Annotated in this window: 17 protein-coding genes and 2 tRNA genes; 13 read left to right on the forward strand and 6 right to left on the reverse strand. The window is 57.3% G+C overall.

All coding sequences use genetic code 11. From position 1 onward, the window contains the following. Positions 1-15 precede the first annotated feature (15 nt). From queC to nadA, 4 genes are all read left to right on the forward strand, one after another. Positions 16-690 (forward strand): 7-cyano-7-deazaguanine synthase QueC, encoded by a 675-nt coding sequence (queC, locus tag CW305_RS03935; protein WP_104097135.1) that lies wholly within the window; start codon positions 16-18, stop codon positions 688-690. Between the two features lie 106 nt (positions 691-796). After that, a tRNA-Lys gene (locus tag CW305_RS03940) sits at positions 797-872 on the forward strand. 200 nt (positions 873-1,072) lie between these two features. Then, on the forward strand, positions 1,073-2,569 hold the full coding sequence (gene scpC / locus CW305_RS03945; RefSeq protein ID WP_014821030.1) for a succinyl-CoA:acetate CoA-transferase ScpC: 1,497 nt from the start codon (positions 1,073-1,075) through the stop codon (positions 2,567-2,569). A gap of 246 nt (positions 2,570-2,815) precedes the next feature. Then, positions 2,816-3,874 (forward strand): quinolinate synthase NadA, encoded by a 1,059-nt coding sequence (gene nadA / locus CW305_RS03950; protein WP_101274776.1) that lies wholly within the window; start codon positions 2,816-2,818, stop codon positions 3,872-3,874. A 40-nt stretch (positions 3,875-3,914) separates the two neighbouring features. Here nadA and CW305_RS03955 read toward each other — a convergent pair whose 3' ends face one another. Continuing rightward, positions 3,915-5,345, reverse strand: coding sequence for a M48 family metalloprotease (locus CW305_RS03955; RefSeq protein WP_101274777.1), 1,431 nt, complete (start codon positions 5,343-5,345; stop codon positions 3,915-3,917). Positions 5,346-5,455: 110 nt separating this feature from the next. On the opposite strand from CW305_RS03955, the gene CW305_RS03960 reads away from it, so the two are divergent. Continuing rightward, the gene (locus CW305_RS03960) at positions 5,456-5,707 is read left to right on the forward strand and encodes a sulfurtransferase TusA family protein (protein ID WP_014821027.1); all 252 of its coding nucleotides are present in this window, start codon (positions 5,456-5,458) and stop codon (positions 5,705-5,707) included. 21 nt (positions 5,708-5,728) lie between these two features. Then, positions 5,729-6,805 carry an AI-2E family transporter gene (locus CW305_RS03965; protein WP_014821026.1) on the forward strand — a complete coding sequence of 359 codons (1,077 nt, stop codon included), beginning with the start codon at positions 5,729-5,731 and terminating at the stop codon, positions 6,803-6,805. A gap of 33 nt (positions 6,806-6,838) precedes the next feature. Here the strand turns inward: CW305_RS03965 and CW305_RS03970 are convergent, their stop codons facing one another. After that, positions 6,839-7,312: a peroxiredoxin gene (locus tag CW305_RS03970; RefSeq protein WP_104097136.1), complete on the reverse strand. Its 474-nt coding sequence runs from the start codon at positions 7,310-7,312 to the stop codon at positions 6,839-6,841. Positions 7,313-7,334: 22 nt separating this feature from the next. Continuing rightward, complete coding sequence (locus CW305_RS03975; protein WP_041014606.1) at positions 7,335-7,895, reverse strand: glycine cleavage system transcriptional repressor; 561 nt, start codon at positions 7,893-7,895, stop codon at positions 7,335-7,337. 226 nt (positions 7,896-8,121) lie between these two features. Between CW305_RS03975 and dapA the strand changes: the two genes are divergently transcribed. The 4 genes from dapA to CW305_RS03995 all read left to right on the forward strand — a co-directional run bounded on the left by dapA (position 8,122) and on the right by CW305_RS03995 (position 11,298). Beyond that, positions 8,122-9,000: a 4-hydroxy-tetrahydrodipicolinate synthase gene (gene dapA, locus CW305_RS03980; protein ID WP_104097137.1), complete on the forward strand. Its 879-nt coding sequence runs from the start codon at positions 8,122-8,124 to the stop codon at positions 8,998-9,000. A 16-nt stretch (positions 9,001-9,016) separates the two neighbouring features. Continuing rightward, on the forward strand, positions 9,017-10,120 hold the full coding sequence (gene bamC, locus CW305_RS03985) for an outer membrane protein assembly factor BamC (protein ID WP_044315276.1): 1,104 nt from the start codon (positions 9,017-9,019) through the stop codon (positions 10,118-10,120). Between the two features lie 93 nt (positions 10,121-10,213). Then, positions 10,214-11,083 carry a phosphoribosylaminoimidazolesuccinocarboxamide synthase gene (locus CW305_RS03990; RefSeq protein WP_041014603.1) on the forward strand — a complete coding sequence of 290 codons (870 nt, stop codon included), beginning with the start codon at positions 10,214-10,216 and terminating at the stop codon, positions 11,081-11,083. Positions 11,084-11,208: 125 nt separating this feature from the next. Beyond that, positions 11,209-11,298, forward strand: a tRNA-Ser gene (locus tag CW305_RS03995). A 121-nt stretch (positions 11,299-11,419) separates the two neighbouring features. On the opposite strand, the gene CW305_RS04000 is transcribed toward CW305_RS03995, so the two are convergent. From CW305_RS04000 to CW305_RS04010, 3 genes are all read right to left on the reverse strand, one after another. Continuing rightward, positions 11,420-12,706, reverse strand: a complete 1,287-nt coding sequence (locus CW305_RS04000) for an Arm DNA-binding domain-containing protein (RefSeq protein WP_245890965.1) — start codon at positions 12,704-12,706, stop codon at positions 11,420-11,422. Beyond that, a complete protein-coding gene (gene xisR, locus CW305_RS04005; RefSeq protein ID WP_104097139.1) occupies positions 12,703-12,960 on the reverse strand; it encodes an excisionase family protein in 258 nt (85 codons plus the stop codon). The genes CW305_RS04000 and xisR overlap by 4 nt, the downstream gene beginning before the upstream one ends. Before the next feature lie 62 nt (positions 12,961-13,022). Then, positions 13,023-14,162: a helix-turn-helix domain-containing protein gene (locus CW305_RS04010; protein WP_146067135.1), complete on the reverse strand. Its 1,140-nt coding sequence runs from the start codon at positions 14,160-14,162 to the stop codon at positions 13,023-13,025. A gap of 174 nt (positions 14,163-14,336) precedes the next feature. On the opposite strand from CW305_RS04010, the gene CW305_RS04015 reads away from it, so the two are divergent. The 3 genes from CW305_RS04015 to CW305_RS04025 all read left to right on the forward strand — a co-directional run bounded on the left by CW305_RS04015 (position 14,337) and on the right by CW305_RS04025 (position 17,611). Beyond that, on the forward strand, positions 14,337-15,356 hold the full coding sequence (locus CW305_RS04015; RefSeq protein WP_104097141.1) for an AcrVA2 family anti-CRISPR protein: 1,020 nt from the start codon (positions 14,337-14,339) through the stop codon (positions 15,354-15,356). Between the two features lie 823 nt (positions 15,357-16,179). Then, positions 16,180-17,010 (forward strand): pentapeptide repeat-containing protein, encoded by an 831-nt coding sequence (locus CW305_RS04020; protein WP_104097142.1) that lies wholly within the window; start codon positions 16,180-16,182, stop codon positions 17,008-17,010. A gap of 193 nt (positions 17,011-17,203) precedes the next feature. Further along, a complete protein-coding gene (locus CW305_RS04025; RefSeq protein WP_104097143.1) occupies positions 17,204-17,611 on the forward strand; it encodes a DUF6957 family protein in 408 nt (135 codons plus the stop codon). Positions 17,612-17,621: the final 10 nt, after the last annotated feature.

A 17,621-nucleotide genomic window follows, 5' to 3' on the forward strand; every position in this document is an offset into this window, starting at 1 on the left:
TGAAGGTATCGCGAAATGAACGAGAAGAAAGCAGTCATCCTGCTGTCCGGCGGGCTTGATTCGGCTACGGTGGTCGCCATGGCCCGTGCTCAGGGCTACGCCTGCTACACCATGAGCTTTGACTACGGCCAGCGTCATCGCGCCGAACTGCAGGCGGCCGAACGTGTTGCTCAACAACTGGGAGTGGTCGAACACAAGGTGATCGGCCTGGACCTCAATGGCATCGGCGGCTCGGCATTGACCGACGACAGCATCGATGTGCCTGAGGTGCCTGGTGAGGGTATTCCGGTCACATACGTCCCGGCGCGCAATACGGTGTTTCTCTCGTTGGCCCTTGGCTGGGCTGAGGTGCTGGGTGCCCGTGACATCTTTATCGGCGTCAATGCGGTCGATTACTCGGGCTACCCGGATTGTCGACCGGAGTTCGTTGCGGCATTCGAGCGAATGGCCAATCTGGCCACCAAGGCAGGCGTAGAAGGGCTGGGGTTTCGCATCCAGGCACCACTGCAGGAGATGAGCAAGGCGCGGATCGTGCAGGAGGGGTCTCGTCTGGGCGTGGACTATGCGGCGACGGTTTCCTGCTATCAGGCCGACACGGATGGGCGTGCCTGTGGCAAGTGCGACAGCTGTCGATTGCGCGCCGCCGGTTTTGCCGAAGCGGGGCTGGCTGACCCCACTCGCTATTTCTGAGCGGCCTGCGCCAGTACTGGGGGGGGCGTCAAACGAAGGCGATCACGAACTTTTTCAAAAAAAAGTTTGTTTTCATCAATCAAATCAGTATCATGCGCCCCGCATTGGGTCGTTAGCTCAGTTGGTAGAGCAGTTGGCTTTTAACCAATTGGTCGTAGGTTCGAATCCTACACGACCCACCATATCGCTCCAGAGAGAGCACAAGAAGCCGGAGACCTGTCAGGGTTATCCGGCTTTTTTAATGGCTGCAATTTTGCGTTGCTGCAGGCTGCTACGTTCGGTCATAAGAAGCGTTTTTCTCTACGACCTTAGTAGGTGGCTCAAGCGTTTTTAAACGTAATAGACTGCGGCCCCTTCCGATTACCGTTGGTTCGAGGCTCAAATGTATTCTGATCGTATCCGCTTGTCCTCTCTGCAGAACAAGGTCATGAGTGCCCACGAGGCAGCTGCCCTTATTCGCGACGGCATGACCGTTGGCATGAGCGGCTTCACCCGTGCGGGCGAAGCCAAGGCTGTGCCCCTCGCGCTGATCGACCGTGCCAAGGACGAGAAGCTGCAGATCAGCCTGGTCACTGGCGCCAGCCTGGGTAACGATCTCGATGGCAAGATGGCTTCCGCGGGTCTACTGGCCCGTCGCATGCCGTTCCAGGCCGATCCGGTACTGCGCAAGGCGATTAACGCCGGTGAGGTCATGTTCATCGACCAGCACCTGTCGCATACCGTCGAGCAGATGCGCAATCATCAGATCAAGCGTCCCGACGTCACCATCGTCGAAGCGTTGTGCATCACCGAGCAGGGCCACATCGTACCGACCACTTCAGTAGGCAACTCGGCCAACCTGGCCATGTTCGCCGACCAGGTGATCATCGAGCTGAACCTGGCACACAACCTGAACCTGGAAGGTCTGCACGACATCTACTTCCCGGGTGAGCGCCCGAACCGCGGCCCGATCCCGCTGACCAAGGTCGATGATCGTCTTGGCGCGACTTCGATCCCGGTCGATCCGGCCAAGATTGCCGCCATCGTCATCACCAATCAGCCGGATTCCTACTCCACGGTCACTCCGCCGGACGAAGAAACCCAGGCCATCGCCAACCATCTGGTCGAGTTCTTCAAGAGCGAAGTCGAAGCCGGCCGTATGGCGAAGAACCTCGGCCCGATGCAGGTCGGTATCGGCAACATCGCCAACGCAGTGATGTGCGGTCTGATCGATTCGCCGTTCGAAGACCTGGTGATGTACTCCGAAGTACTGCAGGACTGCACCTTCGAGCTGATCGATGCGGGCAAGATGACCTTTGCTTCCGGTTGCTCCATCACCCTGTCCGAGCGTTGCAATGATCGCGTGTTCGGCAACCTGGAGAAGTACAAGGACAAGCTGATCCTGCGTCCTCAGGAAATCTCCAACCATCCTGAGCTTGTGCGCCGTCTTGGCATCATCGGTATCAACACCGCGCTCGAGTTCGACATCTATGGCAACGTCAACTCCACTCACGTGGGCGGCACCAAGATGATGAACGGCATTGGCGGTTCGGGCGATTTCGCGCGTAACGCTCACATGGCCATCTTCGTGACCAAGTCGATCGCCAAGGGTGGCAACATCTCCAGCGTCGTGCCGATGGTTGCTCACGTTGACCACACCGAGCATGACGTCGAGATTCTGGTTACCGAGCAAGGCCTGGCTGACCTGCGTGGCCTCGCTCCGCGCGAGCGCGCCCGCGCCATCATCGACAACTGCGTGCACCCGTCCTACCGCGATGCGCTGAACAAGTACTTCGACGACGCCTGCAAGAAGGGCGGCCAGACGCCGCACCTGCTGGGTGAAGCGATGCAGTGGCACATCAACCTGGAGGAACGTGGACACATGCTCAAGGGCGAGTGATCCAGAAGAAAAGAACCGCCGGCTGATGCCGGCGGTTTTCGTTTGGCTGGGTGCAATGCCCGGCTTTTCACGCTTTTTTACCGTGCTTTCCCTTTTGTAGAGGCTTCGGCTAGTATTCCTGCCCCGTTGAAAGGCAGGAGGCGTGTCTGAATCCTGCGCGCCTCGTCTCTACTGACAAGCCCGAATTCCCGGCCTGGGCCGTTATACTCGGCGCTTCGTGCAATCCCGTGCTGGCAGGACCCGTCCATGACGCAGATACCCGAACGCATTCTCGTGCAGGCTCACTTGGCAGCCAAGCAGCCCAAGCCGCTTACGCCTGAGCAGGAAGCGCGGCTGCGCAGTGAGATAGCCGCCGAGTTGAAGCGCCAGAATGCGGTGCTGGTGGCGCATTACTACACCGATCCGGTGATCCAGGCATTGGCCGAGGAAACCGGCGGCTGCGTTTCCGACTCCCTGGAAATGGCGCGCTTCGGCAACGAGCACCCGGCCCAGACCGTGCTGGTAGCCGGCGTCAAGTTCATGGGCGAAACGGCGAAGATCCTCAATCCTGAGAAGCGCGTGCTCATGCCCACGCTCGAGGCGACCTGTTCTCTTGATCTGGGCTGCCCTGTCGAAGAGTTTTCAGCGTTCTGCGATCAGCATCCGGAGCGCACCGTGGTCGTCTATGCCAACACTTCGGCGGCGGTAAAGGCACGGGCTGACTGGGTGGTGACATCCAGTTGTGCGCTGGAAATCGTCGAAAGCCTGATGGATAACGGCGAAAAGATCATCTGGGCGCCGGACAAGCATCTGGGCAACTACGTACAGCGCGAGACCGGTGCCGACATCCTGCTCTGGGATGGCGCCTGTATCGTCCACGAAGAGTTCAAGGCCAAGCAATTGGCTGACATGAAGGCTCTTTACCCGGATGCCGCGATTCTGGTGCATCCGGAGTCCCCGCAGGCGGTGGTCGAACTCGCCGATGCGGTAGGTTCGACCAGTCAGCTGATCAAGGCTGCGCAGACCTTGCCGCAGCAGACGCTGATCGTTGCGACGGATCGGGGCATCTTTTACAAGATGCAGCAGTTGTGCCCTGAAAAAACGTTCATCGAAGCGCCGACCGCCGGCCAGGGTGCAGCCTGCCGAAGCTGTGCGCATTGCCCCTGGATGGCGATGAACACGCTGGAGCGGACCCTGGAATGCCTGCGCGCTGGCAGCAATGAAATCTTCGTCGATCCGGCGATCATTCCGCGTGCGGTCAAGCCCCTCAAGCGGATGCTCGATTTCACCCAGGCCGCGCGGCTGAAACAGGCCGGCAACGCCTGAGCCTTTGCATCGGCGCTGAATGTTCAGCGCCGTTTTCAACTCAGCGCAGCATTTCCTCGACCATTCGTTTTTCTTCGATCAGCTGTTTCTGGCGCGCGTCGATCCGTGATGCGATCTGGAAGTTGCTGGCACGACGCTTGGCGAGGTCGAGTTGCTCGATGCCCTGGTCATAGTCGCCTACCAGGGCGAAGTACTCCGCGCGGGCCTGATGCAGGCCAACGATGTTGCCGCTGAGCCCGCGCACTTCGGCGACCTGATACCAGATATCGGGGTCCTGGCGGCGCTGCTCCACCAGCTTGTCCAGCTCGCGCTCGGCTTGCTGTGTCTCGCCCTTCTCCATCAGAAGGTCAATGTGCATCTGGCGCACCGGGTAGTTGCCCGGATATAGCTGCAGCAACCGCTGTAAACGGGTCTGCGCCTGTTGCAGGCGGTTGGCGGTGATGTCGAGTTCGATCTGCGCGAGGTTGTAGGTGATGTCGTCCGGTGCCTTGGTTAGAAGCGGGGCAAGGCTGCTGTTCGCTTCGTCGAGTTGCCCAGCTTTGACTTGCGCGAGCGCAAGGCCATAGCGTGCGGCATCCATCTCTGGATTTTCGCTGAGCATCGCGCGGAATCGCTTGGCCTCGACGCCCGGTGTTCTTTCGAACTTCAATTGCGTTCGAGCGCGCATCAGCTGGTAGCGCAGGCTGTCCTGTGCTCCACCCTGTGGATACTGTTCCGCTCGGTTTGTGGTATCCGCGATGCGTGATTCACTGACCGGGTGCGTCAGCAGGAATTCCGGTGGCTTCTGATCGTAACGATACTGGCGCATGAGGCGACCGAACATTGAGGGCATCGCACGCGGGTCGTAACCGGCCCGCTCGAGGTTGACGATGCCGATGCGGTCGGCCTCCTGTTCGTTCTGCCGGGAAAAGCGGCGCTGGGCCTGGATGGCAGCGGCCTGGGTAGACACGATGGCGGCGATGCCGGCATCACCTGCGCCGGCTGCGGCTGCGACGACGCCGGCCAGCATGGCGGCCATCAGAGGCAGTTGCATGCGCTGTTGCGCTTCCAGTCCGCGGGCGAAATGGCGCTGGGAAAGGTGCGCCAGTTCGTGAGCCATCACCGAGGCATATTCGGCTTCGGTCTGGGCATAAATGAACAGGCCCCCGTTGACACCAATGATCCCGCCTGGAGCTGCGAAGGCATTCAGCTGCGGGCTGTCCAGCAGGACGAATTCGAGGCGACGATCCTGCAGCTGACTGGTCTCGGCCAGGCGATAGACACTGCTTTCTACATAGTCCTTGAGCTGTGGGTCCGAGAGCTGGCTTACCTGCCCGCGCAGCAGGCTGAGCCATGCCCGGCCGAGCTGGTGCTCCTGTTCAGGTGAAACGATGGAGGAGCTGGCATCGCCGAGCGAAGGCAGGTCGTTGGCCAATGCTGGCAGTGCACTCAGGCAGGCGAGCGTGAGCAGGGCGGGGCGCAGCAATTTCATCCAGACAGGCTCGTTGAGTTGAGAGCGGCTACTGTAGCCTTGACCTTGGCCGGCTGGCCAGAGGCCCGCTGTGCTAGGTATGCTGCGAGGCTTTTCTGTGGAGGCGAACCATGACCGAAGCGCGACCGCAATCGCTTGAATGCGATGCCGAACTGGATGCTGTTGGGCTTGACTGCCCGATGCCTCTGCTCAAGGCCAAGCTGGAGCTGAACCGTATGTCCAGCGGTGCAGTGCTCAAGGTCATTGCCAGCGATCCGGGTTCGCAAAGGGACTTCCGCAGCTTCGCCAAACTGGCCGGTCATGCATTGCTGCATGAAGAGGTCGAAGGTGGTCTTTATCGCTACTGGCTGCGCAAGGCCTGACGATTCGCTTCGAGGAATGAAATGCTCAAGGTATTACGCGGCTGGATGCAGCGTTACTTCTCCCATGAGGAGGCAGTGGTTCTTGCGGTCTTACTGTTTCTGGCTTTCGCCGCTGTCCTGATTTTTGGTCGGATGCTGGCGCCGGTACTGGCGGGATTGGTGCTGGCGTTCCTGATGCAGGGGTTGGTGGGCGCGCTGGAACGGCTGCGAGTGCCGCATCTGCTCGCGGTGTGGCTGGTATTTCTGATGTTCATCGGTGTGATGGTGGTCTGCACGCTGTTCATTGTGCCCTTGCTCTGGCAGCAGGTTCTGACCCTGTTCAACGAGCTGCCGCGCATGCTGGTCGAGTGGCAGTCGTTGCTGCTATTGCTGCCGGAGCGCTACCCGCAGCTGGTGACCGAGGAGCAGGTGCTGCGCGGCATCGACTTTATTCGAAGCGAGATCGGCCGTTATGGCCAATTGGTGCTGACATCGTCGCTGTCCAGCCTGCCGCTGCTGATCGGACTGATGATTTATCTGGTCCTGGTGCCGATCCTGGTGTTCTTTTTCCTCAAGGACCGGCAGCAGATCAGCGATTGGATCAAGAGCTATCTGCCGCGCGAGCGCGGGCTGATCACTCAGGTCTCGCAGGAAATGAATCTGCAGATCGCCAACTACATCCGTGGCAAGGCGATCGAGATCCTGATCTGTGCCGTGGTGTCGTATGCAGTCTTCGCCGCGCTGGGGCTTAACTATGCCGCGCTGATGGCGATGCTGGTCGGCGTCTCGGTCGTGGTGCCCTATATCGGCGCGACGGTCGTGACCATTCCGATCGCGCTGATCGGAATATTCCAGTGGGGGCTGGGCGACCAGTTCTTCTATCTGATGGTGGCTTACGCGATCATCCAGACGCTGGATGGCAACGTGCTGGTACCCCTGCTGTTCTCCGAGGCGGTGAATCTGCACCCGGTGGCGATCATCTGCGCGGTACTGCTGTTTGGAGGGTTGTGGGGCTTCTGGGGCGTGTTCTTTGCCATTCCGTTGGCGACCTTGTTCAAAGCCGTTCTCAATGCGTGGCCAGGCGAGCCTAAGGCGGGTTTGGTAGAAGTGGCTGAATGACGCGGGAAGGGCTGGCGCTGTGGTCAGCCTTTTTCATTCGGCGTTCAGTGCTTGCGCGGCTTGAAGGACCGCCTCTACGTGGCCCGGCACCTTGACCGTACGCCACTCCTGCCGCAACACGCCGTTGCGGTCGATGAGAAAGGTGCTGCGATCCACGCCGAGGTATTCCTTGCCGTAGAGCTTTTTCAGTTTGATCACGTCGAACAGCTGGCAGAGCTGCTCTTCTTTGTCACTGATCAGCTCGAACGGGAAGCCCTGCTTGGCGCGAAAGTTCTCATGGGTCTTCAGGCTATCACGGGAAACGCCGAATACCAGGGTGTTCGCCGCCATAAAAGCCTGGTGGTGATCGCGAAAGCCCTGGCCTTCGGTTGTACAGCCGGGTGTGTTGTCCTTCGGGTAGAAGTAAAACACGACCTGCTTGCCGGCCAGCGACTCGAGTTCGATCAGCTGACCACTGGTGGCCTGAGCCTGAAAGGGCGGGACGGGGCGGTCGATTTCAACGGCCATTGTGGGCTCCTGGTTACTGATCTCAAGGGTTCTGCGGACGCCAGGGCTCGATCAGTGCGTCGAGGTTCAGTGCGTCGGCGAAATCGAGGAACTGGTCGCGCAGCCAGCTGATCTGCGTACCCGCCGGGAGCGTGACGGTCAGTGTGGCGTTGAGCATGGTTCCGCCGGTCTGTGGGGCCTGGTAGGTGTCGCAGGTCAGGCTTTCCAGTTCGACGCGATGGTCGATGAAGAACTGGCACAGCTCATTGAGGATGTCGGGACGAAAGGCGGCGCTCACATAAGCGACGTAGGGCAGTGCCTGCGGGCGATTTTCCAGCGCCTCGCTACGCACCACGTTGGCGGTGAAGGCGTGCTTCTTCGCAAGCCCCGGCAGGGTCGTTTCCATCCGGGCCAATGCGTCCCAGCTGCCAGTGACTTCCAGAACCAGTGCACTGCATTCGCCGTGGCGGGTCAGCCGCGTGCTGACAACCGCGCAGCGATTCTCGTTGGCGGCCCGGCAGAGCACGTTGGTCAGCTCCATCGGGTTGGCGCCGAGCGCGCTGATGACGAGAAATTGTTCGCGGGGTAGAGGGGGGGTGGACATGCAGCATTCCTGGCGGTGGTGAATCGGTCGGCCAGCCAAGCCGAAAACGGCTAAGGGTAGCGAAAACCGAGGGCAGAGGGAATGCGCACTGCCAAATGGCCCCCGTGGCCAGGGCTCGGCGCCTGGTCCCCATCGGCTTTGTGCAGCGTGCTTCAGGCTACTCGCAAAGCGCTGGGGAGCCTTGTACCATTACGCCTCTTTTTATTATTCCGGCAGGAGTGGTTGCATGATTGCGGGCAGTATGGTGGCGCTGGTCACGCCCATGGATGCGCAGGGCGGTCTGGACTGGGACAGCCTGAGCAAACTGGTGGACTTCCACTTGCAGGAAGGCACCAATGCAATCGTTGCTGTCGGGACTACCGGTGAGTCGGCCACGCTTAGCGTCGCCGAGCACATCGAAGTGATCCGGCGCGTCGTCGAACAGGTCAATGGCCGGATTCCGGTCATCGCCGGTACGGGCGCCAACTCCACCAGCGAAGCCGTCGAGCTGACCGAGAACGCCAAGTCCGCAGGCGCCGATGCCTGCCTGCTGGTGACCCCGTACTACAACAAGCCGACCCAGGAAGGCCTCTACCTACACTTCAAACACATCGCCGAGGCCGTGGCGATTCCGCAGATTCTCTACAACGTGCCCGGTCGTACCGTTTGCGACATGCTGCCGGATACCGTCGAGCGGTTGTCCAAGATATCCAACATCATCGGGATCAAGGAGGCCACTGGCGACCTCAAGCGCGGCCAGGAAGTGCTGGATCGCGTCAGCAAGGATTTCCTCGTGTACTCCGGTGATGACCCCACTGCCGTCGAACTGATGCTGATGGGCGGCAAGGGCAACATCTCCGTGACCGCAAACGTGGCGCCACGCGCCATGAGCGATCTCTGCGCCGCGGCGATGGCCGGCGATGCCGTCACTGCTCGCGCAATCAACGAGCGTTTGATGCCGTTGCATCGCGCTCTGTTCCTGGAAGCCAACCCGATCCCGGTCAAGTGGGCACTGCACGAGATGGGCCTGATGGGTAATGGCATCCGTCTGCCGCTGACCTGGCTGAGTCAGAGCTTCCAGGAACCGCTACGCCAGGCAATGCGCCAAACCGGCGTACTGGCTTAATAACAAAGGAATACGCATGAAGCGACTGGCCGGACTTTCGACCCTTGCCCTGATGATCTCTGCAACCAGTGGCTGCGGCTGGCTGTGGGGCGATGATGGATATTTCCGTGACCGCGGTAGTGATTACCTCTCGGCGCGTCAGACCGCACCGATGCAGGTTGCAGTCGATGGCGAGACCCGCCCGCTCGACCCGCTGCTGCCGATTCCGCAGCAGGTTGCTGACAGCACTGGCGTCCCCGGCAAGTACGAAGTGCCGCGCCCTCAGCGTTTGCAAGTGGCGGCAGAACTCAGTGATTTCAGCGTGCAGTCATCCGAGGATTCTCGCTGGCTGGTGGCACAGTACACACCGTCACAGGTCTGGACCGCCGCGCGGCAGTTCTTCACCGACAACGGCTTCAGCATTGCTGAAGAGCGCCGCCAGACCGGCGAGTTCACCACGGCCTGGCAAGGCGCCGCGGGGCTGAACGACGCGTTGGTACGCAATCTGGGCATTCAGGATGGCGAAACCCGGGTACGTGTTCGCGTCGAGCCGGGTGTACAGCGCAATACCAGCGAGATCTTCGTGGTCAGCGTCAAGCGTCCAGCCGGCAGCACCGCCGACGTGGCCTGGCCGGAGACTTCCAACAACAAGGAACTCGATCGGGTACTGCTCGACGAGTTGCAAGCCAGCCTTACCCAGAGCGCCAAGCAAGGCGGATCGGTATCGTTGCTGGCAGAGCGTGATTTCGATGCGCCGAGTCGGGTGAATCTGACCGAGGACGGTAGCGGCAATCCTCTGCTGCAGCTGGATAGCGATTTCGATCGCGCCTGGTCCAGTATCGGTCGAGCCCTTCAGGCGGCGGACGTACGTGTTGACGATCTGGACCGCAGTCTCGGCGTGTATTACGTGAATCTGAGCGAGCGTGCCGACGATCCGGATGACAAGCCCGGCTTCTTCAGCCGTCTGTTCGGTGGTGCACCGGACAAGGAAGAGATCGAGGCGCGGGCTGAGCGTTATCAGGTACGTCTGACCCGTGTCGGCAATGGCGTTCAGGTCTCGCTCGACAAGAGCGTCGACACCGTCGCACCGGCCGATGTTGCACGCCGGGTGCTCAGTCTGCTCAAGGACAACCTGGGCTAAGCGAGAGCTGCCCTTGCAACACGACACGGATAGGCGAAACCCTCGGTTTCGCCTGTTTCGTTTCTGCCGACCTGCCAACCGCGGAAGTTTCGTATGACCACTCCCACCGCCCTCAGCCTGAAGAAGATCTATTCGGGCAAGGTTCGTGATCTCTACGAGATCGACGACAAACGCATGCTCATGGTCGCCACCGATCGTCTATCGGCGTTCGACGTGATTCTCGCCGAACCGATTCCGGAGAAAGGCAAGATACTCACCGCGATCTCCAACTTCTGGTTCGACAAGCTCAACGGCCTGATCCCCAACCACTTCACCGGTGACAAAGTCGAAGACGTTGTGCCGGCAGCCGAGTTGCCGCTCGTAGAAGGCCGTGCCGTGGTCGCCAAGCGTCTAAAGCCGGTAGCAGTGGAGGCGATTGTGCGTGGCTACATCGTCGGCTCCGGCTGGAAGGAATACCAAAAGAGCGGCACGGTTTGCGGCATCCAGCTCCCGGTTGGTTTGAAAGAAGCTGCCAAGCTGCCGCAGCCAATCTTCACACCTTCGACCAAGGCGGCAGTGGGCGATCACGACGAGAACATCTCGTTCGAGCAGTGCGAGGCTATCATCGGCAAGGAGCTTGCTGCCCAGGTGCGCGACGTGTCCATCGCGCTCTATAGCGCGGCAGTCGAGTACGCAGCCACGCGCGGCATCATCATCGCCGACACCAAGTTCGAGTTCGGGCTCGACGACGACGGCACGCTGACACTGATGGACGAAGTGCTCACTCCTGACTCGAGCCGCTTCTGGCCAGCCGATAGCTACGAGGAAGGCAAGAACCCGCCGAGCTTCGACAAGCAGTTCGTCCGTGACTGGCTCGAATCGACCGGCTGGAACAAGCAGCCGCCGGCTCCAGCTGTTCCGGCCGACGTTGCGCAGCGAACTGCCGACAAGTACCGCGAGGCGCTGACCCGTCTGACGGCCTGACCGAACTGCATGACCAGGCTCGCCCTTCGTCCGCTCATGGTGGGACGCAAGAGACTGAAAACGGTAAAAAATCTATGCAGTTGGGGTTCGACAAACCTGCTCCAGCTGCTATGATGCGCGCCGCTGGAGAGATGCCGGAGTGGCCGAACGGGACGGATTCGAAATCCGTTGTACCCTCGCGGGTACCTAGGGTTCAAATCCCTATCTCTCCGCCACACAAAAAAGCCCCGTAATTCAATGAGTTACGGGGCTTTTTCATGTCTTTCAGATAGGTAAAAAACCGCTTGGGGGCAAAATTGGGGGCATTTGGGGGCAAAATCTAAGCCTCCGAGACCGCTACGCACCGCTCCAATCCACCCCAAATCCCATTTGCTCGGAGACATCACTACCCATCCGTTTTGTGTCATCAGGGATCAGCTTTGCATAGTGTTTCTTAATCATGGTGGTGTCAGCGTGACCAAGCTGCTTGGCTAGCCACTCCAGTTTGACGTGACTGGATAGGGCCTGGCTCGCAAACGTATGACGGCACTGGTTGATGCCTCGGTGGTTCACCTTGGACTTGACCAGATGCTCCTTAAACCATTCATCCAGGTGGTCAGGATTCCAGGCCTTGTCCGTAGTCCAGTCTCTGAACAGGAAGGTGACTCGCTCCTGTTCGCTGGTTAGGTTGTCCCGCTGAGTGACATCAATCTGCTGTGGTTTGCAGGCAGCGGTGTCTTCCAGGATAAGTTTCATCAACTCAGCCGCAGGTTTGATCAGCTCGACAAAGCGTTCACGTGTCTCCTCCTTTGGGATGCGGTAGATGCCATCCACGTACGCCCGCCGGACATGGATCACCAGGTTATCGAGATCGACATCCTCACGGGCCAGTCCCATCAACTCAGAGCGTGACAAGCCGATCCAGCAGTTCATAACCACCACGCGTGCTTCACGCAGCCTTTCAGGGTCTGCACGGCGGATACGGTCGATTTCTACACGTGTGAACGGATCAGCCAGGCTTTTGTATTTCACCTTGTGGTTATGGATGTTCTTCAGGTGGTTGTTGGCGATGAGACCATTTGCACTGGCATCAGCCCATACCCCGCGGACTACTGTCAGAACGTCATTGACGGTCTTTGGAGACAGCCCCTTCGTACCGTTCTCAGGCTTCACAAGGCGATTGCGAAATAATCTGAGATCTTGAATCGTTACCCGGTCAATGGGGGTGTCGCCAAAGTACCGGATGACATGTCCTGCTTTGCACTTGTAGTTTAGGTACGTCGTCGACGCCTTATCGCTTTTCGATACACGCAGCCAGAGCATCACGCCTTCTTTGACCGTCATGGTTGTGGATGCGGGCTCTGAATGCGTCGCAGTAGGTTGGACAGGAAGAGGACGCTGCACCTGACCGGCCGCTTCAGTCTGAGTCACCTTTGCTGAGTCGGGGAATCGACGTTGGTAGTCAAACACGCCGCGCTTGATCTCATCGACCACCAGTTCGCGAACGCTTTTGGCGTACGCGATGGTTTTTGCGCTCACCGACATGTCCCGGATCACCTCACGCTGGCGTTTGCCATTAAGCATGAAGCTGATCCGGACTTTCCCGTTGTGAATTTCAACTCCTTTTGGCATCTCCATAGTCATAGCGCTCCTGACATCCATTTCTCGATGGCTTCGCGGTTATATACGATCCGTCTAGCAGGATCGCGATCCCAATGTTTGCCCTCATGCCACTGGCCGCTGGCACGATATTTCCGAGCGGCCTCGGTACTGATGCCAAAAATCGGGAATATCAGTTCCTGTCTGACCCACTTAGCAGGATGGATGACGAATAAATGCTTAGCCCCAAGGGCGGGAACGTCATAGTTATTGATGAGTTGTTCCGCTGTTGCTGTCATTGCTTTTCCTTTCGGTAGTTAAAATAGCAAATGCTATTAATGGGGGTAAAAAAAACCGCAAACTAGGCCTTGGCGCGGCGCTGCCTCAATGAAGCTATGACCGTACCCACGACCAAAGCATCATCTTCGATACGATGCATCCTGTCCGGGTAATGGTCATTGAGAGTTTCGAGATACCGCCCATTCAAAGTTTGCCGCAGCCGACCGAATCCTGGTGCTCCTTTTGGATCAAGGATCACAATGTCATCCGTACTTTTCGGTGTTACGGCAGGATCGACTAGGACGAGGTCGTTTGGCAGATATTCAGGTTCCATAACGTCGAAGGAAATCCTCATCCAGAAAGCCTGGGGACTCTGCTCGAAGGGGCTAAGAAAATATCCTTCCTCTGAAGGGCTCAGGTGGGCCCGCTCTGGGCTCCGCAGTGCTTGGTCTGTCCAAGAGATGATCGGCAGCACTGATGGTGAACGCAAATGCGTCCCAGCAGATCGTTGTGAAGGCACATCTTCCGTTTCGGGTTGAACTACGGCGCCGTTGAGCAAAGTCTGCCACCGATTTTGCTGTAGCTCTTCTCTTGGCAGAAGCCCAAAATCTTGGCGTACAGCCGCAGATCTAGCCTTATCAAGGTTCCCGCCGTGAACGAGCCAGTCAGGCGTGACATGCAGCGTCTTAGCCAATTCGAGAATCTTTTTAGTGCCTTTATTTCGCCCGGTTTCCAGATTGCCAATGGTTGCCTGGGAGAGCCCTGATCTGGAGGCCAATTGAGCCTGCGTGAGGCCGCACTGCTCTCTTCGGAACGTCAGCCTAGCCGCAAAGCTATCCAGTGCTCGATGCATTACGAGCGTTACGTCACTGTTGCTTTTGTCCTGTCCTCCCGGGCGGTTTCCTTCCGGAGCATGTGCCGCTGAGGTTCCGTCGAAACTATCCCCGTAAAGAAGCCACTCCACCGGTACATGAAGAGCCTGAGCGAGCTCCATCGCGTTATTTGAGGTCTTCGATGACCCGCTTTCTAGTAGAGCAATGCTCGACTGAGTGATACCGGCCAGCTTGGCAAGCTTGGCTTGGGTGAGCTGTCGGGTTTTGCGCGCTAGTGCAATACGGCCGCCGAGTGTGTTTGGGTCGATAGGCTTCATCAGCATCGTTTCCTCTGTATTGGCTGAATAGTACTCATCGGTAATAGCATTGTCAATAAAAGCTGTTGACAATAGCCAAATGCTTATTAATATAGGCGGCCATAGCAGATGCTATTAAATCAAGCTGACGGTGAGGCGAGAGCGTGAGAGAGAGAAAGAGGTTTACTAAGCACGAAGATGCTTTCCTGAAAATCTACAAAACCGTGGGTTCAACACTGGTGCGCGTATTGGAGTGGGAGCCGCAGAATGGATAATGTCAGCCCGATGCAGCACCTAAGGCAGGCTACGAAAAAATATCCAAGCATGTCTTCTTGGGTCGCGACGTTCCTCAAGGCTAAGGGCGAGCCGGGGGAGCAAGAATGGCCGAACTGGTGTTTTCTTCCAATGGCGGCTTGGGCAGCCATAATCCAGACGCAGGCTCGTAAAAGTAATCGGTACGCGAGCCCCATGGAAGTTGCCGCTACAGTAGGCACGCTCTCGGCAATCGGCACCTGGCGCTATTCGCAGGGCATTTACCGTATGGACGCGCATCTTCTTGCTGAACTTGCTAGGACTGAGTGTTCAGGCGTACTGCCGTGTGACGTACTCCGGCGGCTGCCTGAATGGTGTGTCTACATTGAAACGCCTGGATTAACGTATTTCGAGTCCGCGCTACATGGCTTTTGGGCGCATTTGGAATGGGACATGAATCTTCAGCGAGAGGAGCTTAGATTGGTATTGAATACCACCCAAGGCCTGATCCCTGAGCCGTTACATCTGGGTGAATGGTCAGTCGAGGAGGCGGTGACTAAGGTACTCAAGGTCGTGAGCACGAATCTCGGAGGGCTTCTTGATACCGGGCAGCTTGGATCACTTTTGCAGGAGTACAAGGTTAAACAGCTAAGACCGCTTATCTCGATCTTGTTATATCTATGCTCTGAAGAGCCGGACATCGATCCAGCCCTGATGCCTGAGCCATCATCCCGCAAATCAGTTTTTAAAAAGGGAAAGAGTGGTCTATATCTCTTCACGCCAGAGAAGCCGAAGATCTTCAACGTAGGCAGTAAAGTTGGACGGAGCTTTCGAAATGAGCATGAGGCTCAGCTGAATGGGCGGTCGGTAAAAGCGCATCTGCGAAGAGGTCACTGGCATGGTTTCTGGAAAGGGCCTCGCTTAGGTGACCGAACCTTCATCTATCGTTGGATTTCGCCTCTCGTTGTTAAAGGAAAAAGGCAAATGTATGCGTCGGATAGCGAGACGGGGCGCGGCGCGGCCGTCGAAGTATGAAGGGCAGGCGCGATAGAGCAATGTATAGAGGGCCAGCTGCGCCGTAGTTCTGACGGCCTACTGAGGCGTTGACGCTCATGGTTGCCGCGTGCCAAAGCTGAAACCACTTTCAGTTATGACTTGGCGGAAATCTAGCATTCTCGGATACCGGATCCTACCCCGCCAGGTCTGGAGCAACAATTCGGTTGCTGCTTTAGGCCTTCCCTTACGAGACCCGTCTAACGGCTGACACCTGTGCAGCAATGCGTGTGCGTGCTTGCGACTATCAGCGAATGCGCAAACTGCTGACAGATGCTTAAGCCCTAACGCTGCTTGGCGTTGACCGAAGGCAGGGCCTTTTGGGCAATCCGGCTGCGCATCAGCGCCCACCCGCCGATGTCAATAACCGGGCGAGTCCGCGATGTTACTCTGATCAGTTTACAAGCGCGGCCTTGGCGAGCCTTCGGTTCAGGGGCCCCTTCATTGGAACCGTCAGTTGCGAGCGTGACCCCCCCGAGACATTCGCTAGCTAGTTTCGCTGTTCGTTGCCCGGAAACAAGGTGGAGACACCGGCGGCATCAACATCCATCCGTAATGTATGCCTACGCTGATGTGCTGCCTTCATTAGGTTGGACAGATTTCGCATGTCTCATTAGTAGGTCTGTCGGGTATGCAATCAGGCAACGCTTTATATGTTTGCGTGCGTTAACCACTAACTTGACAATATACATGTATTAGAAATACCGCTTGTCGAGAAAGTGTGTGTGGCGAATATAAAAAGTACTTGACGCCTAAGTTAAACGGTTGGACTATGCCTACACATTATATGTGTCGGTGGTGATTAATGTTTAATCGTTTGGTTAATCCAGTAGGCTTAAGGTTAGAGGCGGCGAAGCTGCGCCAAGCTATGATGCTAAATCATCGACATGCTATTCAGTTGGCCGAGGAGGCAGGTTTCGTTCCAGGCTATATCCCGAACCACCAACAATGCCTTGAGCTCATTGCGCGGCAATGGGGGTTCGGCGGTTATCTCGATTTTCATAGAAATCAGGAACATCTAGCGGCGTACATAGAACTCAATCTCAAAGCTAGGATTTGGCCCAGCTTTCGCCCCGTTCGACCGTCGATCCAAGCTTACACGCGTTGCGTTGAGGCGATTGAGGACGCCTTGAGCAAAAGGATACCTCTTGCCGTGGCTGCGCATCTGCAAGGCGCAAACTTCGATGGTTTCGAATTCAGCGACGCACTGGCGTGGCGGTTCGGGGCTAGGCTTTGCAGGTCGACCATTAGCTTCGCTGGCTTGCGGGGACGCGGCGCGTTGATCTCGGGTATTTGGGCGATGTCTGTGAGTAGTTTTGTCCGCGCTGACTTGAGCGAGGCCAAGTTCTACTCTTCTGACGATACGGGAGTAATTGGGCCGGGCATTCGACTGGGCCAGATTGACCTCAGCGGCGCTAATCTGGAAGGAGCAGATCTACGATGTTCATATTTCTCCCAATGTTCCTTTTTGGATGCGCGTATCGGCGGGGCAGATCTTAGATGTTGTCATCTTACGTCGTCGTACTTTGACAATGTAGCTAAGCCGTTAATAGCTTCAGTAAAGCATTCTCGCTTTAAAAAATCTTGGATCTACAGTCCTCTCCAGCCGGATCAGCTTGCTGCCTGTCCAGCCTAGTTTTTGTTAGGTGGTTTAGGGTTAATAACTATAAACCGCATATTCGATCTTCAAGCTATATATAGGCAATAGTCAGTACTGACATTTATTGGGACACAGTTTTTTCATCCTTGGGGCAGGTTGTTCACCAGGCAGGGGAGTTTCGCCAAAATTCTGCCTTATTAGATCTTGATTACCCAGATAAGGAGAGGGTATGGACGATTTAAAGAAAGTATCCGATTTATTATACGCCCCGGGTGAGGTAATGCCTGGTATCGACATGTCGTTGGAGGAGGCATGTGCGCGGGGGGCTGCGGCTGGGTTTATTGATGAAAAACCATTCTGTGTCGTGCGTGACTGGATTTGGATTGATCTTATCGTGCCCGACGCACTACGAGAAGCGTTACAGGCGTCCGGTCAACAGCCGGTAATGGTGTATGCAAGCCAAGTGTTGTACGACAGCGCCCAGCGATTCAATTTTGGTGATTGTGTAAGAACGACGCAACTTGTTGAGTTTGCTGACGGGTGCATTTTTAGAACACGCAATACCCGATATGTGCTTGTTGGCCCAGGCGTTCGTAAGAGCGCCGAAGCCTCCACAGTTCTTAAGATGTTTTGGTAGAGGCTCGGTA

The sequence above is a fragment of the Stutzerimonas kunmingensis genome (genome assembly GCF_002929225.1).
Classification (GTDB): Bacteria; Pseudomonadota; Gammaproteobacteria; order Pseudomonadales; family Pseudomonadaceae; genus Stutzerimonas.